This window comes from Variovorax sp. TLI9-5A (assembly GCF_056867935.1).
The window spans coordinates 531,596-553,317 of record NZ_CP200310.1 but is presented as its reverse complement, the minus strand read 5'-3'; the positions used below and the strand labels follow the sequence as shown (position 1 = coordinate 553,317).

Genomic DNA, 21,722 nt, shown 5'->3' with positions numbered 1-21,722 from the left:
TCAGGCCACCTGCGATGCGCGGGTTTCGACGGCCGGGCGGCGCGCCTTGGTGTCGATGCCCAGATCGACGAAATAGCGCTGCAGCAGGTCGCGGTCCACCGGGCGGATCGCCGCACCGATGGCCTGGAGCTGCGCATGCGTGGCCTCGCCGCTCACCTTCGGCGGCGTGGCTGAGGTGTCGTAGCGGTCGAGGATCGCGAGCACGGCAGCGAGGTCGCGGTCCTGCCCCACCGCGAGCCGCGCATGCGCGCGCTGCAGCCAGGGCTCGAGCCCCACCGGTTCGAGCCGCATGCCGAGCCGCTCGAACACGGCCGGAATGTCGCGCACCCGCAGCGCCTCCTGGCTGGTCAGGTGGAACACCTGGCCCCACGAGGCCTGCAGCCCCGCGAGGCCGAGGATGGCGCGCGCCACGTCGTCCACCGGCGTGAGGTTCAGCGGCAGGTCCATGTCGGGAATGGCTTCCAGGTCGGCATAGAGATGCGCCACGCGCCAGATCAGGTCGTCGGCGTTGCAGATCGCGTGCGTGTGGTCGCCGGTGACCGCGCCCAGCCGGTAGATCGCCACCGGCATGCCGCGCGCCTGCGCCTCGCGCGCCAGCGCGTCGCCCACCCACTTGCTCTGGCTGTAGCCGTCGACCAGCCCGCTCCAGGAGGCCAGCGCCGACTGCTCGGTGACGGTGGCGCCTTCCTTGCCGTTGTTCTGGTCGATCACCGCCAGCGTCGACACGTAATGCATGCTCTTCGGCCGGCCCTGCGCGGTCCATTCGAGCAACGTCACCACGCTGTCGACGTTGGCCGGCTTCAGGCTGGCGTAGGGGTGCAGGAAGTCGACCTGCGCCGCGCAGTGGTAGATGGCGTCGCAGCCCTCGCGTACCAGTTCCACCGCGCCGTCGTCCAGGCCCAGGCGCGGCTTGCCGAGGTCGCCGGTCACGACCTTGATGCGCGCGTCGTCCCAGATCGCGCCAAGCTGTCGCTGCGCCAGCGTGAGCTGCAGGCGGCGCCTGCCGGCCTCTTCGTCGGCGGCGCGCACGTGGCAGACCACGCAGGCGGCGGTGTCGCGCAGCAGCGCGGCCAGCAGGTGGCTGCCGACGAAGCCGCTGGCGCCGGTCAGGAACACGCGCTGCGGGGCCAGCGGCGGCGCGGTGTCCTGCCTGCGGATGTACGCGGGCAGGTCGAGTTCGCGCGACAGGTCGAGCGCCCCGGCGCCGGCCGTGTTGTCGTCCAGCCATGCGGCCAGCGCCGCGATGGTCGGCCGGTTGTAGACCTCGGCATGCGGGAAGTCCGCGCGCACCTGCTGGCGGATGCGCATGCCGAGCTGGATGGCCATCAGCGAATGGCCACCGAGCTCGAAGAAGTTGTCGTGGATGCCCACGCGCTCCAGGTGCAGCGTCTCGGCCCACAGCGCGGCAAGCTGCCTTTCGGTGGCGGTGCGCGGCTCGGCGTAAGCCGAGGCGGCCTGCTGCCCCGGCGCCGGCAGCGTCCTGCGGTCGAGCTTGCCGCTTTGCGTCAGCGGCAGGAATGGCAGGTGCACGAAGGCCGAGGGCACCATGTAGTCGGGCAGCGACTGCGCCATGTGGGCGCGCAGCTGCGCAGGCTGCGGATCGGAGGACGCCACCACGTAGGCCACGAGGCGCTTCTCGCCCGGCACGTCTTCGCGCGCGATCACCGCCGCCTGCGTCACCTGCGGATGCCGCAGCAGCACCGATTCGATCTCGCCCGGCTCGATGCGGTAGCCGCGGATCTTCACCTGCTGGTCGGCGCGGCCGAGGAAGTCGAGGCTGCCGTCATTGCGCCAGCGCGCCAAGTCGCCGCTGCGGTACATGCGGCCGCCGGGCTCGCCGAAGGGATCGGCGACGAAGCGCTCGGCGCTGAGCAACGCGCGGTTCAGGTAGCCGCGCGCGACGCCGCTGCCCGCGATGTAGAGCTCGCCCGCCACGCCCGGAGGCACCGGCTGCAGCGCGTCGTCGAGCACGTACACGCGCGTGTTCCACACCGGCGTGCCGATGGTGGGCGGCTCCTGGCCGTTCATCGGCGCGCTGGTGCTCGCGCAGATGGTGATCTCGGTCGGGCCGTAGGCGTTGATCATGCGGCGGCCCCTGGACCAACGCGCGGCCAGCTCGGCGGAGCAGGCATCGCCGCCCACCACCACCGTCCGCAGGCACGGGTACTCGCCCTCGGGCAGCGTCGCGAGCGCGGCCGGCGGGATCAGCGCGTGGCTCACGGCCAGCCTGTCGATCAGCGCGCCCAGTTCCGCGCCCAGCACCTGCTGCGCCGAAGGCACCACCAGCGCGGCGCCGGCGTGGAAGGCCATCAGCAGGTCCATCACCGAAGCATCGAAGCCGCTGGAGGAGAACTGCAGCACGCGCGAGTCGTGGTCGATGGCGAAGCGCTGCGCCATCGAGGCGCCGAGGCTGCTCAAGCCCTGGTGCGGCACCACCACGCCCTTGGGCTTGCCGGTGGAGCCCGAGGTGTAGATGACGTAGGCGGCGTCGCGCGGGTCGGCCGCGCGCGGCTGTGCCACGGGCCCGTCCGACTGGATGGCCAGCGCGGCGACGGTCTCGTCGCTGTCGAGCGCGAGGCAGTGCGCAATGCCGGCCAGCTCCGGCAGCAGCGACGCATGCGTCAGCACGGCGGCGGGCGCTGCCTCCTCGAACACGAAGGCGCTGCGGCCCGCCATGTGATTCGGGTCGACGGGCAGGTAGGCCGCGCCGGCCTTCACGATGGCGAGGTGCGCCACCACGAGGTCCAGCGAGCGCGGCAGCACGGTCGCGACGATGTGGCCCGCGCCCACGCCCCGCGCGCGCAGCAGGTGAGCGAGCCTGTTGGCGCGCACGTCGAGCGCGGCATAGCTCACGACGCAGGCGTCGTCGAGCACCACCGCCGCCGCATGCGGACGCGCGGCGGCGTGCGACTCCACCATGGCCGCGAGCGACAGCGGCGCGATGTCGTCGCGCGTGCCGGCACTCCTGCCGCTCCAGTCGGCCAGCAGGCGGCTGCGCTCCTCGTCGCCGAGGATGTCCAGGCTGCCCAGCGCGGCATCGGGCGCATCGCAGGCCTGCTCCAGGAGGCGCACCAGCCGCTGGCCGATGGCCTCGACGGTGGCGCGGTCGAAGATGTCGGTGCTGAACTGGATGCCGCCCGCGATGCCGCCCGGCAGGCCGTCGGCGCCGCGCTGCTCGTCGAGGATGAAGGACAGGTCGAACTTGGCCGTGTCCACCTCCACCGGCTGCGGCGTGATCGACAGGCCCGGCAGCCCGAAAGAGAGCCGGTTGCCGCCGCTCTGGAAGCCCAGCATGACCTGGAACAGCGGCAGGTTCGCGCCGCCGCGCTGCGGCCGCAGCAGCTCCACGATGCGGTCGTACGGGAACTCCTGGTTCGCGTAGGCCGCGAGGTTGGTGGCGCGCACCCGAGCGACCAGCTCGCGCAGGCTGGGCTGGCCCGCCACGTCGGTGCGCAGCACCAGCGCGTTGACGAAGCAGCCGATGAGCTCGTCCAGCGCGTGGTCGCTGCGGCCGGCCACCGGCGTTCCGATGACGATGTCCTCGCCCGCGCCCAGCCGGTTGAGCAGCCCCGCGAGCGCGGCCTGCAGCACCATGAAGACGCTGGCCTGGCCGTCGCGCGCCAGCTGCAGCATGCGCTCGTGAACGTGCGATGGAATCTGCAGCGGCACCACGTCGCCCCGGTAGCTGGGCACGCCCGGATGAGGCCGGTCGACCGGCAGGCTCAACCGCTCGGGCAGGTCGCGCAGGGTCTCGCGCCAGAACTCGCGCTGGCGGCCGGCCATGCTTTCAGGGTCGTCCTCGCTGCCGAGCAGCTCCTGCTGCCACAGCGCGTAGTCGGCGTACTGCAGCGGCAGCGGCGCCCAGCCCGGTGCCTTGCCTTCGCTGCGCGCGGCGTACGCGATGCTCAGGTCGCGTGCCAGCGGCAGCAGCGAGGCGCCGTCGCCCACGATGTGGTGCGTGAGCAGCAGCAGCACATGCTCGTCGTCGGCCAGCCTGAAGAGGTGCGGCCGCAGCGGCGCGGTAGTGCCGAGGTCGAAGCCGCTGCGCGCGGCGGCGTGCAGCTGCGCGGCGATCTCGTCCTCGCTGCTGTCGGCCTCGATCAGCAGCGCGCGGGCCTGTTCGCCTTCGAGGATGTGCTGGTAGGGCAGGCCGTCCTCGCTCGGGTAGATGGTGCGCAGGCTCTCGTGGCGCTGCAGCAGGTCGTCGAGCGCCGACTGCAGCGCGGCGCGGTCGAGCACGCCCGACAGGCGCAGGGCCAGCGGCATGTTGTAGGCGGGGTTGGCGTTCTCCAGCTGGTTCATCAGCCACAGGCGGCGCTGCGCGAACGACAGCGGAATGCGCGCGGGGCGCGGCTTCGGCGTGATGCCGGGCCGCGACTGCGAGGCCTGGTCGAGCAGCTCGGCGAGGCCGGCGATGGTGGAGACCTGGAACAGCGTGTCCAGCGGCAGGTCGATCATGAACTGCTGGCGGATCATCGAGATCAGCTGCACGATCATCAGCGAGTGCCCGCCGAGCTCGAAGAAGTTGTCCTCGATGCCCACGCGCGGCAGGTGCAGCGTCTCGGCCCAGAGGCCCGCGAGGATTCTTTCGGTGTGCGTGCGCGGCGCGACGTAGGCCGTGGCCGCCTGCAGCTCCGGCGCGGGCAGTGCGCGGCGGTCGAGCTTGCCGCTGGGGCCCAGCGGCAGCGCGGGCACGCCGACGAAGGCCGACGGCACCATGTACTCGGGCAGTGCCTGCGCGAGGAACGTGCGCAGCTCGGCCGATTGCGGATCGGCCGCGTCCGCAGCCGTCACGAAGTAGGCGACCAGGCGCTTCTCGCCCGGCACGTCCTCGCGCGCGATCACCGCCGCCTGCGCGACCTGCGGATGCCGCAGCAGCGCCGACTCGATCTCGCCGGGCTCGATGCGCAGGCCGCGGATCTTCACCTGCTGGTCGGCGCGGCCGAGGAAGTCGAGGCTGCCGTCCTCGCGCCAGCGCGCGAGGTCGCCGCTGCGGTACATGCGGCTGCCGGGCTCGCCGTAGGGATTGGCCACGAAGCGCTCGGCGCTCAGCAGCGGCCGCTCGAGATAGCCGCGCGCGAGGCCGATGCCCGCGATGTACAGCTCGCCGGTGGTGCCGGGCGGCACGGGCTGCAGGCCGCTGTCGAGCACGTGCATCTGCGTGTTCCAGATCGGCCGGCCGATCGGCACGCTGCTCTTCGAAGACGGCCCCCCGTCGGCGTCGCGCGGGCACTCCCACGACGTGACGTCGACCGCGGCCTCGGTCGGCCCGTAGAGGTTGTGCAGCTCGCACGGCAGTTGCCGCTGGAACTGCGACACCAGCGCGGGCGACAGCGCCTCGCCGCTGCAGATCACGCGTCGCAGCGAAGCGCACTCGCGTGCCGTGGGTTCGAGCAGGAACACTTCCAGCATCGACGGCACGAAGTGCGCGGTGGTGATGCCCTCGGCGGCGATCAGGCCCGCGAGGTAGGCCGCGTCCTTGTGGCCGCCGGGCTTCGCGAGCACCAGCGTGGCGCCGTCGATCAGCGGCCAGAAGAATTCCCACACCGACACGTCGAAGCTCGATGGAGTCTTCTGCAGCACGCGGTCGTCGGCCTTCAGCCCGTAGCGGTCCTGCATCCAGCGCAGGCGGTTGACGATGGCGCGGTGCGACACCACCGCGCCCTTGGGCTTGCCGGTGGAGCCGGAGGTGTAGATCACGTAGGCCGGATGCGCGGGGTCGATGGCCACGCCGGGCGCGGCATCGTCGCTATTCGCCAGTACCGCAAACGTTTGCGCTACATCGAGCAGAAGCTTCGGCGCATCTGCCGGCAACGACTGCGCGAGCGCTTCGGTGGTGACGAGGCAGGCGGGCCGCGCATCGCCGAGCATGAAGGCGATGCGCTCCTGCGGGAAGTCCGGGTCCACCGGCAGGTAGGCGGCGCCGGTCTTCAGCGTGGCGAGCAGCGCCACCATCAGGTCGAAGGAACGCGGAATGGCCAGCGCCACGGTGCGCTCGGGGCCCGCACCATGCGCGCGCAGCAGGTGCGCGAGGCGGTTGGCGCGGCGGTCGAGTTCCTCGTTGCTCATCGCCTCGCCCTCGAAGCGCAGCGCGATGCCCTGCGGGTTGGCGGCGAGCTGCGCTTCGATGAGCGCGACGAGGTTCGTCTCGGGCATCGCGTGCGCCGTGTCGTTCCACGTCACAAGCAACTGCTCGCGCTCTGCGGCATCGAGCAGGTCGACGTGGCCGATGGCCTGCGCGGGCTGGCGGATCACCGCCGTCATGAAAGCCAGCAGCCGGCGCTGGTGGTCGGCCAGCGACTGCGCGGTGTAGATCGCGGGGTTGGCGTCGAAGTCGATCTGCAGGTCCTGCCCGTTGCCGCGCTCGTACAGGAAGATTCCCAGGTCCTCGGCCGTGCCGTTTGACAGGTTGCGCGGCCTCGCGGAATGGCCGGCGAAGCGGAAGTCGTAGTCGAAGGGCTCGACGTTGACCACGGTGGTGAAGAGCTGCCGGTTGTTCACCAGCATGTTGAGGTCGCTGCGCAGGTGCTCGTAGCGGTAGGACTGGTGCCGCAGGATCTGCCGCATCTGCCGCCCCACCTCGGCGATCAGCCCGGCCACCGGCAGGTCGGGGCGCATCGCGAGGCGCAGCGGCAGCGCGTTGGCCACCATCGCGGGCACGCGGCGCATGCGGTCGTTGTGGCGCGCAGTGACGGGAATGCCGATCACCATGTCCTCGACGCCGGTGGCGCGGTACAGGTAGGCGGCGGTGGTCGCGATCAGTATCTGCGGCAGCGTGGCGCCGAGCTGCTGCGCGATGTCGGCCAGCGCCCGAACGCTGTCGGCCGGCAGGTGCGCGGTCTGGCGCAGCAGGCCGCCCACGTTCACCGAGCGCTGCGAGGCCAGGCTCAGCGGATCGGGGGCATCGGCGAAGCGCTCCGTCCAGTACTGCCTGTCGCGCGGGTAGCGTCCCGATTCGCGATAGGCCTTGTCTTCCTCCATCAGCTGCGAGATGGGCGCGAGGCGCGATGCCTCCGGCACCTCGGTGCCGGCGATGCGTGCGCTGTAGACGTCGGCGAAGCGGCGCGCGATGAGCCCGCCGCCGAAGCCGTCGAGCACGATGTGGTGGCTGCGGTGGTACCAGACGTGGTGGTCGTCGGCCAGGCGGATCAGCGCGGACATCCACAGCTGGTCGCGCGCGAGGTCGTCCTTGCGCGTGAAGTCGGCCTGCATCCATGCCTGCGCGGTGGCCGCCGGATCGTGTTCGCCGCTGAAGTCCAGGAAGGGCATCTCGCGCGTGAAGGCCGGCGCCACCACCTGTCGCGGGCCCTGCGCGGTGTCGACGAAGCTCAGGCGTGTGGCCTCGACCTCTTCGGTCACCTGCCGCATCGCGGCGATGAAGATGTCGGGATCGATCCAGCCCTCGATCTCGATGGCTTCGGCGAGGTTGAAGTTGGTGTCGGGCGAGGCGAACTTCGCGCCGAGCCACATCGCCATCTGGCCCGTAGTGAGGACGGATGCGGCGCCCAGGGGATCGACCGTGCTCATGAACTTCTCCACGTCTTGAATTGAATCGGCGAGCGATCGTTTCCCTCGGGAAACAATTGCAAACTCCGAATCAATGTACAAGCTGTTTCAACAATTTCAGAGACAGCTTTCCGGGTGAAAACATTTCACGTGGGGCGTTGAGAGAGAAAGATTTCATCGGGAAGTGGTCACCCGATTCGCGGCCGAAAAATCCGATGGCTTTCGTGGTAACCGCAAGCACAAGCGCAGGAAATGGAATGTTGCGATGCAGCAACTTCTTCTGCTGCGCGTAGGGTCTTACCCGGACTGCGCACTCTGGCAGCCGGCGTAGACACGAAGAGAAAATGCTTCAGGCGGCCGCGCCGACCGCCTGAAGCAGGCAGAGAAAAGTTCTCCGCGCGTCGATATCAGGCGATGGTCGCGATGGCGGCACCGACCGTCACATAGCCGCCCGCGGCCACCGAGAAGGCGATGCGCCCCGCGCGATGCGCCAGCACCTGCATCTCCATCTTCATCGCTTCCATCACGGCGATGACGGCGCCCTCGGCCACCTCGTCGCCATCGGCCACCTTCCAGGCCTGCACCGTGCCCGAGACAGGCGCAGCCACCGCGGCTGCATCCGCCGCAGGTGCTTGCGAAGCAGGCACCACAGCAGCGCCGCCAGCCGCCGACGAAAGCCCGTTCAGCAGCACGGCCGGCAGGCCCACCGCCATGCGCCGCCCATCGACTTCGATCGCCGTGCGCAGCAGCGCGGCATCGGGCAGCGGATCGGGGCGCAGGGCCGGCTTCTCGCCGTTGGCGAAGTCGGTCTCGATCCAGCGCGTGTGCACCTTGAAGGCATCGCCCGAGACGAAGTCCGGGTGCGCCATCACCGCGCGGTGGAAGGGCAGCACGGTCGGCAGGCCCTCGATGCGGAACTCCTTCAGCGCACGCCGCGCCCGCGCGATGGCCTGCTCGCGCGTGGCGCCGGTGACGATCAGCTTGGCCATCAGCGAATCGAAGGTGCCCGGCACCTGCGAGCCCGCCTCCACGCCGGCATCCACGCGCACGCCCGGACCCGAGGGCGCGTCGAACACCTTCACCGGCCCTGGCGATGGCAGGAAGCCGCGCCCCACGTCCTCGGCGTTGATGCGGAACTCGAAGGCATGGCCGCGCGGCGCGGGCGTCTGCCTGATCTGCAGCGGCAGGCCTTCGGCGATGCGCAGCTGCTCGATCACGAGGTCGATGCCCGTGGTTTCTTCCGTCACCGGATGCTCCACCTGCAGCCGCGTGTTCACTTCGAGGAAGGAGATCGCACCGCTCGCGCTCAGCATGAATTCGACCGTGCCGGCGCCGGTGTAGCCGGCCTCGGCGCAGATGTCGCGCGCGGCCTGGTGGATGCGCTCGCGCTGCGCGTCGCTCAGGAAGGGCGCGGGCGCCTCTTCCACCAGCTTCTGGTTGCGCCGCTGCAGCGAGCAGTCGCGCGTGCCGAGCACCACCACGTTGCCGTGCGTGTCGGCCAGCACCTGCGCCTCGACGTGACGCGGGCGGTCGAGGAACTGCTCCACATAGCACTCGCCGCGCCCGAAGGCCGTGACCGCCTCGCGCACCGCCGATTCGTACAGGCCCTCGACCTCGTCGAGCCGCCACGCCACCTTGATGCCGCGCCCGCCGCCACCGAACGCGGCCTTGATCGCGACCGGCAGGCCGTGCTTCTCGGCGAAGGCGAGCACCTCGCCCGCGTCCTTCACCGGATCGGCCGTGCCTGCCACCAGCGGCGCGCCCACCTTCATCGCGAGCTTGCGGGCCTGCACCTTGTCGCCCAGCATCGCAATGGCGGCCGGCGGCGGGCCGATCCAGGTCAGGCCCGCGTCGATGACCGCCTGCGCGAAGGCCGCGCTCTCCGAAAGAAAGCCGTAGCCCGGATGCACCGCGTCGGCGCCGCTGCGCGCGGCCACGTCGAGCAGCTTGGCGATGTTGAGGTAGGTGTCGGAGGGCTTGTTGCCGTCGAGCCCGTAGGCCTCGTCGGCCATGCGCGCGTGCAGCGCGTTCAGGTCGGCGTCGGCATACACGGCGACGGACTTCACGCCGTGGTCTGCGCAGGCGCGCGCGATGCGCACGGCGATTTCGCCTCGGTTGGCGATCAGGACTTTCTTCATCGGAAGGCTTTCACTGGAGCAATGGGCTTGAAGCGGACGCGCGCGTTCACGGGGATCTGCCCCGCGCGGTCCAGGTGGTGCGTGGCGACGGAGGCGATCACCGGATAGCCGCCAGTCAGCGGATGGTCGGCCAGGAACAGCACGGGCTGGCCGCTGGCCGGCACCTGGATCGCGCCGCAGGCGGTGCCCTCGCTGGGCAGTTCGGCGTGGTTGGTGCGCTCCAGCGCTTTCTCTCCGGCCAGGCGCACGCCCACGCGGTTGGACTGCGGCGTGACCAGCCACGACTGGCTGCAAAGCAGCGCAAGCGCCTCGTCTGTGAACCAGTCGGTGCGCGGGCCGAAGACGATGTCGAGCACCACTTCCTCATGCACGCAGGGCAGGCCGGAAGGCGGCAGCTCGGGCTCGCCGACGAGGGCGCCGCCGGCGACAGGGCGGATGGGCAACACATCGCCGGCGGCGATCTGCGGCGGGCCGATGCGCGCGAGCGTGTCGGTGGAAAGGCTGCCGAGCACCGGCGCGATGTCGAAGCCGCCGCGCACCGCGAGGTAGCTGCGGATACCGGCCGCAGGCTCGCCCAGCGCGAGCACGTCGCCATCGGCCAGCGCGACAGGCTGGTAGCGCGACAGCGGCCACTTCACGCCGTCCGCACGCGTGAGCGTGACGGAGCCTTCGGCCCCGGTGACGGCCACCACCGCATCGCCACGGCAGGCGAGCTGGAAGCCGCCGTACGCGATCTCGATGCAGGCTGTGTCAGACGCATTGCCCACGAGCCGGTTGGCCGCCTGCAGCGAGCGACGGTCCATCGCGCCGGAAGCCGACACACCCTGCTTCGCCTGGCCATGGCGCCCGCCGTCCTGCAGCAGCGCCTGCAGGCCCGGGGCGCGGATCTCGAAGGCGCAGCCGCTTTTCGACACCGCCGGTTGCGCCGGCGCGGCGACGGCTTTCACCTCCGCGCGCGGCTGCCCGGTCACGTCGACGAAGCGCACCGTGTCGCCCGGCTGCAGCAGCGCGGGCATCTCGCGCGAGAGGTCCCACATCGGCGCGTCGGTGATGCCGAGGATCTGCCAGCCGCCGGGGCTGGCCTGCGGGTAGACGCCGCTGAAACTGCCCGCGAGCCCGACCGCGCCGGCAGGAATGCGCGTGCGCGGCACCTTGCGGCGCGGCACGTTCAGGCTCGGATGCCCGCCCGACAAGTAGGCGAAGCCGGGCGCGAAGCCGGTGAAGGCGACCGTGTAGTCGCTGCCGGTGTGGCGGCGCACGACTTCATCGGGCGCGATGCCGAGCAGCTCCGCCACCTCGGCCAGGTCCTCGCCGTCGTAGCGCACGGGAATCTCGATGCGCCTGTCGATGCGCGTCTCGCGTGCATCGAGGCTGCGCGCGCCGATGCGCCGCTCCAGTTCGCCGGCCGAAATGGCAGCCGGCCGGAAGCTGACCAGCAGCGTGCGCGCCGCGGGCACCAGTTCCTCGATGCCTTCGATGGGCTCCGCGCGCAGCGAGGCCAGCAGCGCGAGCGTCTGCGGCAGGTCTTCGAGCTCGACCAGCACCGCGTTCAGGTTGACCGGCAGGAAGCGCATCGTCGTCATGCGGCGTCCACGAAGGAGCGGATCGCCACGCCCGACTGCTCCAGCCGCGCGCGCACCTGCCGCGCCATCTCCACCGCGCCGGGGCTGTCGCCGTGCACGCAGACCGACTCGGCCTCGATGCGCACCGTGCTGCCGTCGACGGCCGTGACCACGCCCTCGGAGGCAAGCCGCAGCATGCGCGCGGCCACTTCGTCGGCATCGTGCAGCACCGCGCCGGGTTCGCGGCGCGACACCAGCGTGCCCTTCGGCGTGTAGGCGCGGTCGGCGAAAGCCTCGGCCACCGCGCGCAGGCCCGCATCGCGCGCCCAGCCCAGCAACGGCGAGCCGGCGAGCGCCACCAGCACGAGGCTGGCGTCGATCTCGCGGATGGCGGCGATCACGTCGCGCGCCTGGCGCTCGTCGTGGGCGATGGTGTTGTAGAGCGCGCCGTGCGGCTTCACGTAGCGCACGGTGGTGCCGGCGGCCGCGGCCAGGCCCTTGAGCGCGCCGATCTGGTAGATCACGTCGGCGCGCAGGTCGGCGCTTTCCACGTCCATGTTGCGGCGCCCGAAGCCCACGAGGTCGCGGTAGGCGACGTGCGCGCCGATGACCACGCCGCGCTCCCTGGCCTGGCGCAGCGTGCGCAGGATGCCGGCCGGGTCGCCCGCATGGAAGCCGCAGGCCACGTTGGCGCTGCTCACGAGGGAAAGCATGGCGGCGTCGTCGCCCATGCGCCAGGCGCCGAGGCTCTCGCCGAGGTCGCTGTTCAAGTCGATGTTCATCGTTCGGTCTTCTTCGACGCGCGCCGGGTGGCGCGCTTCAGGGTCGTCGTCGGGTCAGTGCAGGCGGCCGGCGGTCTCGCGCACGTCGTCGCGCACCAGCAGCGCGGTGCGTATCGCCACGCGGAAGGCTTCCACCTGCGTCTCAAGCGCCATGCTCGCCACGCCGGGCTTGGACGCAGCCTGCTCGGGCAGGTAGGGCACGTGCACGAAGCCGCCGCGCGTGTGCGCCAGCATCGGCCAGCTCGCGAGCCGGTGCATCAGCGCATAGAAGATGTGGTTGCACACGAAGGTGCCGGCGCTGTTGGACACCGCCGCGGGCAGCCCGGCGGCGCGCATCTCGCGCACCATGGCCTTGATCGGCAGCGTCGAGAAGTAGGCGGCCGGGCCGCCCGCTTCCACCGCGATGTCGATGGGCTGGCAGCCGGCGTTGTCGGGAATGCGCGCGTCGTCGATGTTCAGCGCGGCGCGCTCCAGCGAGATCTCGGTGCGCCCGCCCGCGGCGCCGATGCACAGCACCAGCGGCAGAGGCGCCCGGTCGGCCTGGATGCCCGCCAGCGCCGCCTCCAGCGTGCGGATAGAGCGGCCGAACACGCACGGCAGCTGCAGCGCCTGCACCACCGTGCCCTCGCAGGTCCAGCCGTCGAGCGCGCGGGCGATCTCCCACGCCGGGTTGACGGGATCGTTCTCGAAGGGCTCGAAGCCGGCGAGCAGCACGCGCGGTGCCGCGCCACTGGCCGTTGTCGTGGTCATGCTCGAAGCCTCAGCGGAACATCAGGAAGTACATCAGGAAGATGTTGACCACCAGCAGCGCGGCCGCGGTCGGTATCTGCACGCGGATCACGGCGTTCTTGTCGGGCAGCTCCAGCAGCGCCGCCGGCACGATGTTGAAGTTGGCCGCCATCGGCGTCATCAGCGTCCCGCAGTAGCCCGAGAACATGCCGATGGCCGCCATCACCGCCGGGTCGCCGTGGTACACGCCCACCAGCACCGGCACGCCGACGCCGCCCGTCATCACCGGGAAGGCCGCGAAGCCATTGCCCATGATGATGGTGAACAGCGCCATGCCCAGCACATACACCGCAACGGCGACGAAGCGGATGTCCATGTTGATGTAGCTGGTGGTGATGTATGCCACGGCCTTGCCCACGCCCGCGTCGGAGAACACCAGGCCCAGCATGCCCAGCATCTGCGGCAGCACCACGGCCCAGCCGAGCGCGTCGGTCAGGCGGCGCGACTCGCGCATGCCCTGCACCGGCGTTTCGCGCGTCAGCCAGCAGGCCAGCGCCAGCGCCGCCACGCAGCCCACGCCCAGGCTCACCAGCGTGGTGTTCTTGGGGTCGAGCAGGAAGGCGTCGCCGATCTTCACCTTGCTCATCAGCACGGTGCCGATCACGGTCACCAGCGGGATCGCCAGCGCCGGCATGAAGAGCTTGTTGCCCAGGCGCTTCGCGCTGGCCGCGTATTCGGAAGCCGTGGGCTCCTGGTGCTTGCCCGCGCCCACGCCGCGCAAGCCGGCGATGACGGCCATGGCGATGGCGCCCACGCCCACCAGTGCCGGCGGCAGCTTGTCGCCGACGAGGAAGACCAGCGAATAGAGGCCCCAGAAGAGCGCGCTGGTGTAGCGCTTGGGATGCTGGCGGTCGGCCAGCGACATCACAGCCGTGATCGCGAGGATCAGGCCGACCAGGATGTAGAGGTGCTGGATCGAGAGGATCATGATCAGCGGCCTTCCTGGGTTGCAGGGACGGCAGGCACGTCGGACGCCTGAGTTCCTTCGAACTCACGGGCCAGCGCCTGGTCGAGCCGGCGCAGGCGCCAGGCGTGGATGATGAAGGCGGCGATGGCCGTGGGAATGCCCCACATCGCGACGTGCAGCGGCTCCACGTCGATGCCGGCCTCGTGCAGGAAGGTGGTCATCAGCACGATGGCGCCGAAGGCCACGAAGATGTCCTCGCCGAAGAACAGGCCCACGTTGTCGGTGGCCGCCGCATAGGCGCGCAGCTTGTGGCGGATGCGCTCGGGCAGCTTGCCGTAGCGCGTCTCGGTGGCGCCCTCGGCCATCGGCGCGAGCAGCGGACGCACCATCTGCGGATGGCCGCCCAGGCTGGTGAGGCCCATGGCCGCCGTGAGTTCGCGCGCGGCCAGATACACGATGAGCAGGCGCCCGGCGGTGGCCGACTTGATGCGGCTGATCCAGTTCTGCGCATGCTGGCGCAGGCCGTGGCGCTCGAGCAGGCCGATCACCGCCAGCGGCAGAAGAATGATCAGCGGCAGGTTGCGCGTCTTGATGAAGCCGGTGCCGATGGCCGTGAGGATCGCCATCGGGCCGAAGCCCGCGGCCACCGCCGTGGCGATGGCGGTGACGATCACCACCAACATCGGGTTGAAGCGCAGGACGAAGCCCGCAATGATCACGGCGACGCCGATCAGCGGCCAAAGGTGAGGGATGTCAGGAGTCATGTTGGTCTTTCGTTCGGGTGATTCGGAGACACCTTGCGCCGGGGTTCCGGCTGGCCGCTTCTTGCAAACTGCGTGCCAATGAATGAGCAATCCATTTCTTCTGAATCACTCATTTCCAATAAATTGTTGAACAATTTATAAGAGTGTGCCCAACAACAGTGCCTGCATGACCCCATGAAAACCCTGAGCGCGCCACCGTCTGGTGCATCCGGCGGGGCCCGTCTTTCCCGGTCCGGCGGGGAAAACCTGCTAAAAACGTCCGGTTCCGCCGCCCTTCCCACACCCGCCTTCCCCTTTCGGCATGACCCCACCGGCCACCACGACCCCATCCGCCCCGCCTGCAGCTGCAGCCGCCGGCGCACAGACGCTCAACGACCGGGTCGCGGAGCTGATCCGCCAGAAGATCGTGAAGGGCGAGTTCTCGCCGGGGCAGCGGCTGTCGGAGGCCGCGCTGGCCGACAGCTTCGAGATTTCGCGCAACACCCTGCGCGAGGTGTTCCGCACGCTGACCAAGGAAGGGCTGCTCAAGCACGCGCCCAACCGCGGCGTGTTCGTGGCGGTGCCGAGCATCGCGTCGATCATCGACATCTACCGGGTGCGCCGGCTCATCGAATGCCAGGCGCTGGCGCAGGCCTACCCGCGCCACCCGGCCAAGAAGCACATGCGCGAGGCTGTGGAGATGGCGCTCAAGTGCCGCGAGGCCGGCGACTGGCTGGGCGTGGGCACGGCCAACATGGAGTTCCACATGGCCATCGTGGAGCTGGCCGACAGCGAGCGGCTGAACAACCTGTTCGCCCACATCCTGGTCGAGCTGCGGCTGGCCTTCGGCCTGCTCAAGGACCCGGAGTTCCTGCACGCGCCGTATGTCGACATGAACACCAAGCTGCTCGAACTCATCGAGGCCGGCAAGTTCGCCGAGGGCTCGGCCGCGCTCAACGACTACCTGGTGCACTCCGAACGCATCGTGCTGGCGGTCTATGCGCGCAGCATGCCCGAGGGCGGGGTCGACGGCTAGGGTGAACGGGGCCTGCGGATAATGGCGAGCCCACCTCCTTTGACGGACACGCCATGACCCTGTCTGCCTACCTGCTCTTCCTGCCGGCCTGCTTCGCCATCAACATGGCCTTCGGCCCCAACAACCTGCTGTCGGTGACCAACGGCGCGAAGCACGGCGTGTCGCCCGCGGTCATCGCGGCCAGCGGCCGGCTCGTGGCCTTCGCGATCATGATCGCCATCGCGGGGCTGGGCATGGGCGCTGTGCTGGTGGCCTCGGAGCTGGCCTTCGACGTCATCAAGTACATCGGCGCGGCCTACCTGGTGTGGATCGGCGTCCGCCTGCTGCGCGCGCCGGCGCCCACGGCCGAGGTCCAGCAGGCGCGCGACGCCGCATCCGCGCCGCCTTCGATGCGTGCGCTCGTGCGGCAGGAGTTCACCGTGGCGGCGGGCAACCCGAAGGCGATCCTGGTGTTCACCGCCTTCTTCCCGCAGTTCGTGGTGCCGGGCGCGTATGCCTCCAGCTACGTGCTGCTGGGCCTGACCTTCCTGGTGTTCGAGCTGGTGGCGATCGCGCTCTATGCGCTGCTCGGCGCGCGCATGCGCCGGCTGGCAAATGGCAGCCGCGCGATGCGGTGGTTCAACCGCGTGAGCGGCAGCATGATGGTCGGCTTCGGCTTGATCCTGGCGTTCACGCGCCGCCCTGCGGCCTGATCTTCCTCAGGCTTTCAGGTACTCGGCCTTGGTGCCCAGCCAGCGGTCGATGTGCCGCTGCGCCAGGTCGGGGTGCTTGCGCAGCATGACCGGCGCGAGTTCGCGAGCCCAGTCGAGCAGCAGCGTGTCGGTCGTGAGGTCGGCAAAACGCAGCAGCGGTGCGCCCGACTGGCGCGCGCCGAGGAATTCGCCGGGGCCCCGGATTTCCAGGTCGCGCCGCGCGATCTCGAAGCCGTCGCTGGTCTCGGCCATCGCCTTGAGCCGGGCGCGCGCCGCCTCGCCGACACGGCCGCTGTCGCCCGGCGCATAGAGCAGCACGCAGGCCGAGGCCGCCGCGCCGCGCCCCACGCGGCCGCGCAGCTGGTGCAGCTGCGAAAGGCCGAAGCGCTCGGCGTGCTCGATCACCATCAGCGAGGCATTGGGCACGTCCACGCCCACTTCGATCACCGTGGTGCTCACCAGCACCTGGATCTCGTTGGCGGTGAAGGCCGCCATCACCGCCTGCTTCTCGGCCGTGGGCATGCGCGAGTGCAGCAGGCCGACCTGGATTGGCTCGCCCAGCGTCTGCGCCAGTTCGTCGCGCGTCTCGGTGGCGTTGCGCAGGTCGACGGCCTCGCTCTCCTCGATCAGCGGGCACACCCAGTAGACCTGCCGGCCCTGCGCGATCTGCGAGTGGATGCGGTCGATGACCTCGTCGCGCCGGTGGTCGGCCACCAGCCTCGTGATGATGGGCGTGCGGCCCGGCGGCAGCTCGTCGAGCGTGGAGACGTCGAGGTCGGCGTAGTAGCTCATCGCCAGCGTGCGCGGGATGGGCGTGGCGCTCATCATGAGCAGGTGGGGCTCCAATCCGGCGCCGGGCCGCCCCAAGCCGGATGCCTCCCCCTCGGGGGGTGAGGCGAAGCCTCAGGGGGGCCAAGATTGCCTCCGGCCTTGCCGCGCAGCGCCAGGCGCTGCGCAACGCCGAAGCGGTGCTGCTCGTCGATGATGGCCAGCGCGAGGCTCTTGAAGCGCACCTTTTCCGAGATGACCGCGTGCGTGCCGATGACCAGCGCGGCCTCGCCGCTTTCCACCGCCGCCGACATCTCGTCGCGCTCTTTTTCTTCTGGCTGCCCGTGAGCCACGCCACGCGCTGGCCGCGCGCGGCGAGCAGCGGATCGAGCCAGCCGACGAGCTTGCCGAAGTGCTGGGCCGCGAGGATTTCGGTGGGCGCCATCAGCGCGCACTGGAAGCCCGCGTCGATGCAGCGCGCCGCCGCGAGCGCCGCCACCACCGTCTTGCCCGAGCCCACGTCACCCTGCAGCAGGCGGTGCATCGGGATCTCGCGGCCGAGGTCGCGCGTGATCTCCTCGCCAACGCGCTGCTGCGCGCCCGTGAGGCCGAAGGGCAGCACCGCGAGCAGCTGCGAGTGCAGCGAGCCCGCATCGGGCTCTGGCGGCGCGGGCGGCAGCACCGGCGCGCGCTGCGCCGCGCGTTCCAGCCGCGCCTGCAATTGCGAGAGCTGCTGCGCGAGCAGTTCCTCGGCCTTGATGCGCTGCCACGCCGGATGGCTGTGGTCTTCGAGCGTGGCGATCGCCACGTCGGGCGTCGGGTAGTGCAGGAAAGTCAGCGAGTCGCGCAGGTTCCACGCGCCGCGAAAGCCGATCTGCACCGGAACGGTCTCGTCGAGCACCGCGCGCGCCAGGCCCGAGCGCACCTCGCGCCGCAGCACCGGCTGCGCGAGCCCGGCCACCGTCGAATACACGGGCGTGAGCGCGTTCGGCAAGGCGGTGCCGGCCGCCTTCACCGTCGGATGCATGATCTGACGCCCCACGAAGCCGCCGCGCACCTCGCCCCGCACACGCACCCGCGCGCCGACCGCGAGCTGCTTCTGCTGCGAGGGATAGAAGTTGAAGAAGCGCAGCTGGCAGGTGTCGCTGCCGTCGTCGATGGTCGCCAGCAGCTGGCGGCGCGGCCGGTACACCACCTCGCACTCGGTGACCACGCCCTCGACCTGCGCCATGTCGCCGTCGCGCGTGTCGGCGATGCGCACGATTCGCGTCTCGTCCTCGTAGCGCATTGGCAGGTAGAGCGCGAAGTCGATGTCGCGCACGAGGCCCAGCTTGCGCAGGGCGCGCTGGACCTGGCTGAGGCCGGCACCCGGCTGAGACGGCTGCGGCGGCGCGGCGGCGGTCGTCGCTTCGGCGGGAGGAGTCGGGGCTTTCTTGGCGGGCACGGACAAGTCTTCTAGCGCGGGCGGCAAAGGTCCGTCAAGGCGCTGCGGGCATCGGGAAACATGAAGCGGAAGCCGGATTGCAGCAGCCGCGCCGGCACCACGCGCTGGCCTTCGAGCAGCAGGTCGGCCTGCTCGCCGAGCAGCAGCTTGACGGGCGCAGCGGGCGTCGGCATCCAGCAGGGGCGGTGCAGCACGCCTGCTGCGACGCGGGTGAATTCTTCCTGGCTCAGTGCGCCGGGCGCGGTGAAGTTGAATGCCTGCGCGCTCGGCGGCGTCGCGGCGTTTTCGGTCTGGGTCCACACATGCGCCATCGCCCGGATCAGGTCGTGCACATGCACCCACGACAGCCATTGCCGCCCACTGCCCAGCCGTCCGCCGAAGCCGAGCGAGATCGGCAGCAGCAGCTGCGGCAACGAGCCCTGGTGACCCAGCACGAAACCGAAGCGCATGCAGGCCACATGCACGCCGTGCGCCACGGCCGACTGCGCCGCCCGCTCCCAGCGCTGGCAAAGCTGCGACATGAAGATCGCCTGCGGCGGCGCGTCTTCCGCGAGCTCGCTCGCATCGCCTTGCGGCTGCACGCCGTAGTAGCCAATGGCGGAGCCGGAAAGCAGCAGCCAGGGCTTGCGCGGGCGCGCCGCGATCCACGCGACCAGCTGCCGCGTCAGCCCTTCGCGGCTTTGCAGCAGCTGCGCGCGGCGCCGTTCGCTCCAGCGCATGCCGAGGATGCGCGCGCCCGCGAGATTGACGACCACGTCGATGTCGTCGGCCGCCGGCACCTCGTCGAGCGACTGCACGCAGCGCACCGCGCCGCCGAAGCCCCAGGCGGCCGATCGCGCATCGCGCGTCCAGACCGTCACGGCATGACCGTCGGCCAGCAGGTGGCGCACGAGCAGCTGGCCGATGAAGCCTGTGCCGCCCGTCACCAGCACGCGCTGCGGCTTCGATCCGAACCGCACCGGCGCCTCTGCATCGCGTGCCTGCTCTTGCGCGCCGCGCCTGAAGAGCGCGCGCGCCGCGAAGGCGTCGCGCAGGCCCGAGAGGCCGACGCCCACGCCGCACAGCGCGAGGAAGGCGCCGAGCCAGCCCTGCGGCTGCCACACCATCGCGGTCGGCTGTGCCGCCCAGCCTGTCGCGCTCATCGCCAGCAGCGCGATGAAGGCGCCCGCGTTGATGGCCAGCACCGTGTGCGTCACGCGCTCGGTCGGCGGCAGCAGGCGGCTGCCGTCCTCGACCACGAAGTCCCACAGCGTGAGCACGATCTCGACGCCGAACACCGCGAGCAGCACCCACGCCCAGGCGCCGTGCCAGGCCCAGGACGACAGTCCGATGAAGAGCGCGCAGTAGATCGACGACCGGGTGGCGTGGATCGCCAGCTCGCGCCCCGCCGTGCCGCGCCTCGGCAGCGCCTCGGTGCCCTCGTGGTGGTAGAGCGTGTCGAAGGCGCCCAGCGCGCCTTGCGCGGCCATGAGCTGCAGCGCGAGCAGGTGCGTGTCGATCATGCGGGCACCGCCTTCGGCTCGGGGATTTCCTCGAACACGCCGACCTGGGTGAACGTCGTGCCCATCAGGCAGTGCCGGATCTCGATGCGGATGTTGAAGCGCTCCGGCGTCTCGTTGTGGTGCCAGAGGAAGGTCTTGCCGGGCGTGAGCACACCCGGCAGGGGGATGCGCCAGCCGAACACGTCCCAGAAATAGCCGTCGCTCTGGAAATGCAGGCTGCCGTTCTCCACGCTCAGCACCAGCTTCATGCCCAGCCCCATGCCCACGTACTCCAGCACCTCGCCGCGCTCGCTCTCGCGCATGAAGCTGGTGAACTGGATCGGCTTGCGGTTGCGCAGGCGATAGATGCGCTGCTTGTAGATGGCCGGGTCTTGCGGCTTGGCGTAGACCTGGATCTCCACGGGGAAGCCGGCGTCGCAGTAGGGAATCAGCGCGCCCTGGATCATCGGCTGCGTGATGTGGCCCAGCAGCTTGCCGAAGCGCGAGCAGCGCAGCTCGCTCAGCGAGCCCAGGTAGTGCAGCGCCTTGCCCGGCGACGGGTTCTTGTCGAAGCGGCGGCGGATGTCGGGGTGCAGGCCCTGCCAGGCGCTGCCGAGGATCTTCTTGAAGAGCTCGCCTTCGGAGGGGCCGGACGACGAGCCCGAAGAAACACGCGCAGCTTGTGAATCGACCATCCGCCGATTCTGCCTCGACAACCCCGCGAAGCCCGCGGAAACGGGCGGCTTTCGCGGCGTGGGACAATCCGGGCCTTCCCCGCGTCTCACCGCTTCCCGTCTTTCTTGGAACGGGCCCGTCCGGCCCTCAAGCACATGCGCGCTTTCACGCTCTCCGATTTCGATTTCGCCTTGCCACCCGAACTGGTGGCGCAACACCCGGCCGCCGAACGAACCTCCTCCCGCCTGCTGGACGGCACGGGGCCCGCACCGGTCGACCGCATCTTCAGGAACCTGCCCTCGCTGCTGCGCGAAGGCGACCTTCTGGTCTTCAACGACACCCGCGTGGTCAAGGCGCGCCTCTTCGGCGAGAAGCCGACCGGCGGCAAGCTCGAACTGCTGGTCGAGCGCGTGCTGCAAGGCCAGGAAGTCGTCGCGCACATGAAGGTCAGCAAGAAGCCGCCCGTGGGCACCACGCTGGAGATGGCCGGCGGCTTCCGCGCCACGCTGCTGGGCCGCTGGCCCGACGAGAACGGCGCGCTCTTCCGATTCGCCTTCGAGAGCGATACGGGCGAGAACCCCTACATGCTGATGGAGCGCTGCGGCCACGTGCCGCTGCCGCCCTACATCACCCACACCGACTCGGCCGAGGACGAGAGCCGCTACCAGACCGTGTTCGCACGCGTGCCCGGCGCGGTGGCCGCGCCCACGGCCGCCCTGCACTTCGACGAAGGCCTGCTGGCCGAGCTGGAGGCGAAGGGCGTGCAGCGCGCCAACGTCACGCTGCACGTGGGCGCCGGCACCTTCCAGCCGGTGAAGACCGAGAACATCGCCGAACACACGATGCACGCCGAGCGCTACGAAGTACCCGAGGCCACGCAGCGCGCCATCGCGCAATGCAAGGCGCGCGGCGGACGCATCGTGGCCGTGGGCACGACCACCGTGCGCACGCTCGAATCGTGGGCCAAGAGCGGCGAGGCCTCGGGCGACACGCGCATCTTCATCACGCCGGGCTTCGTCTTCGAGCACGTCGACCTGCTGGTGACCAACTTCCACCTGCCCAAGAGCACGCTGATGATGCTGGTCTCGGCCTTCGCGGGCTACGAGCGGGTGATGGGGCTGTATGCCCATGCCATTGCGGAGCGCTATCGCTTCTTCAGCTATGGCGATTCCATGCTGCTGGCACGTACCCAGGACTGA

At 70.3% G+C, this 21,722-nt stretch carries 12 protein-coding genes and 1 pseudogene; 3 read left to right on the top strand and 10 right to left on the bottom strand.

Annotated features, from left to right (window positions below; genetic code table 11):
• The 7 genes from AC1VNX_RS02635 to AC1VNX_RS02605 form a co-directional block, all read right to left on the bottom strand.
• A complete protein-coding gene (locus tag AC1VNX_RS02635) occupies positions 1-7,527 on the bottom strand; it encodes a non-ribosomal peptide synthetase (RefSeq protein WP_483155351.1) in 7,527 nt (2,508 codons plus the stop codon).
• A gap of 386 nt (positions 7,528-7,913) precedes the next feature.
• Positions 7,914-9,644 carry an acetyl/propionyl/methylcrotonyl-CoA carboxylase subunit alpha gene (locus AC1VNX_RS02630; RefSeq protein ID WP_483155350.1) on the bottom strand — a complete coding sequence of 577 codons (1,731 nt, stop codon included), beginning with the start codon at positions 9,642-9,644 and terminating at the stop codon, positions 7,914-7,916.
• Entirely contained in the window at positions 9,641-11,218 is a 1,578-nt protein-coding gene (locus tag AC1VNX_RS02625; protein WP_483161863.1) for a 5-oxoprolinase subunit B/C family protein, read from the bottom strand. The genes AC1VNX_RS02630 and AC1VNX_RS02625 overlap by 4 nt, the downstream gene beginning before the upstream one ends.
• A 5-nt stretch (positions 11,219-11,223) precedes the next feature.
• Positions 11,224-11,988: a LamB/YcsF family protein gene (locus AC1VNX_RS02620; protein ID WP_483155349.1), complete on the bottom strand. Its 765-nt coding sequence runs from the start codon at positions 11,986-11,988 to the stop codon at positions 11,224-11,226.
• A 54-nt stretch (positions 11,989-12,042) separates the two neighbouring features.
• Positions 12,043-12,738: a pyroglutamyl-peptidase I gene (gene pcp / locus AC1VNX_RS02615; protein WP_483155348.1), complete on the bottom strand. Its 696-nt coding sequence runs from the start codon at positions 12,736-12,738 to the stop codon at positions 12,043-12,045.
• A gap of 10 nt (positions 12,739-12,748) precedes the next feature.
• Positions 12,749-13,705, bottom strand: a complete 957-nt coding sequence (locus AC1VNX_RS02610) for a DUF979 domain-containing protein (protein WP_483155347.1) — start codon at positions 13,703-13,705, stop codon at positions 12,749-12,751.
• 2 nt (positions 13,706-13,707) lie between these two features.
• Positions 13,708-14,448 carry a DUF969 domain-containing protein gene (locus AC1VNX_RS02605; RefSeq protein ID WP_483155346.1) on the bottom strand — a complete coding sequence of 247 codons (741 nt, stop codon included), beginning with the start codon at positions 14,446-14,448 and terminating at the stop codon, positions 13,708-13,710.
• A 301-nt stretch (positions 14,449-14,749) separates the two neighbouring features.
• On the opposite strand from AC1VNX_RS02605, the gene AC1VNX_RS02600 reads away from it, so the two are divergent.
• Together AC1VNX_RS02600 and AC1VNX_RS02595 are read left to right on the top strand one after the other, a co-directional pair.
• Positions 14,750-15,463, top strand: a complete 714-nt coding sequence (locus AC1VNX_RS02600; RefSeq protein WP_483155345.1) for a GntR family transcriptional regulator — start codon at positions 14,750-14,752, stop codon at positions 15,461-15,463.
• 53 nt (positions 15,464-15,516) lie between these two features.
• The gene (locus tag AC1VNX_RS02595) at positions 15,517-16,155 is read left to right on the top strand and encodes a LysE family translocator (RefSeq protein ID WP_301505564.1); all 639 of its coding nucleotides are present in this window, start codon (positions 15,517-15,519) and stop codon (positions 16,153-16,155) included.
• 6 nt (positions 16,156-16,161) lie between these two features.
• Here AC1VNX_RS02595 and recG read toward each other — a convergent pair.
• The 3 genes and pseudogenes from recG to AC1VNX_RS02580 form a co-directional block, all read right to left on the bottom strand.
• Positions 16,162-18,367: pseudogene (recG, locus tag AC1VNX_RS02590) on the bottom strand (ATP-dependent DNA helicase RecG).
• Between the two features lie 11 nt (positions 18,368-18,378).
• Entirely contained in the window at positions 18,379-19,869 is a 1,491-nt protein-coding gene (locus AC1VNX_RS02585) for a TIGR01777 family oxidoreductase (protein ID WP_483155344.1), read from the bottom strand.
• Positions 19,866-20,543 carry a DUF4166 domain-containing protein gene (locus AC1VNX_RS02580; protein WP_301505561.1) on the bottom strand — a complete coding sequence of 226 codons (678 nt, stop codon included), beginning with the start codon at positions 20,541-20,543 and terminating at the stop codon, positions 19,866-19,868. The genes AC1VNX_RS02585 and AC1VNX_RS02580 overlap by 4 nt, the downstream gene beginning before the upstream one ends.
• Positions 20,544-20,678: 135 nt before the next feature.
• On the opposite strand from AC1VNX_RS02580, the gene queA reads away from it, so the two are divergent.
• Complete coding sequence (queA, locus tag AC1VNX_RS02575; RefSeq protein WP_483155343.1) at positions 20,679-21,722, top strand: tRNA preQ1(34) S-adenosylmethionine ribosyltransferase-isomerase QueA; 1,044 nt, start codon at positions 20,679-20,681, stop codon at positions 21,720-21,722.

Excerpts from the sequence above, each read along its gene's own strand:
- AC1VNX_RS02600 (WP_483155345.1), top strand. The coding sequence starts at position 14,750 with ATGACCCCACCGGCCACCACGACCCCATCCGCCCCGCCTGCAGCTGCA.
- AC1VNX_RS02635 (WP_483155351.1), bottom strand. The coding sequence starts at position 7,527 with ATGAGCACGGTCGATCCCCTGGGCGCCGCATCCGTCCTCACTACGGGC.
- AC1VNX_RS02580 (WP_301505561.1), bottom strand. The coding sequence starts at position 20,543 with ATGGTCGATTCACAAGCTGCGCGTGTTTCTTCGGGCTCGTCGTCCGGC.
- AC1VNX_RS02620 (WP_483155349.1), bottom strand. The coding sequence starts at position 11,988 with ATGAACATCGACTTGAACAGCGACCTCGGCGAGAGCCTCGGCGCCTGG.
- AC1VNX_RS02605 (WP_483155346.1), bottom strand. The coding sequence starts at position 14,448 with ATGACTCCTGACATCCCTCACCTTTGGCCGCTGATCGGCGTCGCCGTG.
- AC1VNX_RS02625 (WP_483161863.1), bottom strand. The coding sequence starts at position 11,218 with ATGCGCTTCCTGCCGGTCAACCTGAACGCGGTGCTGGTCGAGCTCGAA.
- pcp (WP_483155348.1), bottom strand. The coding sequence starts at position 12,738 with ATGACCACGACAACGGCCAGTGGCGCGGCACCGCGCGTGCTGCTCGCC.
- AC1VNX_RS02610 (WP_483155347.1), bottom strand. The coding sequence starts at position 13,705 with ATGATCCTCTCGATCCAGCACCTCTACATCCTGGTCGGCCTGATCCTC.
- AC1VNX_RS02595 (WP_301505564.1), top strand. The coding sequence starts at position 15,517 with ATGACCCTGTCTGCCTACCTGCTCTTCCTGCCGGCCTGCTTCGCCATC.
- queA (WP_483155343.1), top strand. The coding sequence starts at position 20,679 with ATGCGCGCTTTCACGCTCTCCGATTTCGATTTCGCCTTGCCACCCGAA.
- AC1VNX_RS02585 (WP_483155344.1), bottom strand. The coding sequence starts at position 19,869 with ATGATCGACACGCACCTGCTCGCGCTGCAGCTCATGGCCGCGCAAGGC.
- AC1VNX_RS02630 (WP_483155350.1), bottom strand. The coding sequence starts at position 9,644 with ATGAAGAAAGTCCTGATCGCCAACCGAGGCGAAATCGCCGTGCGCATC.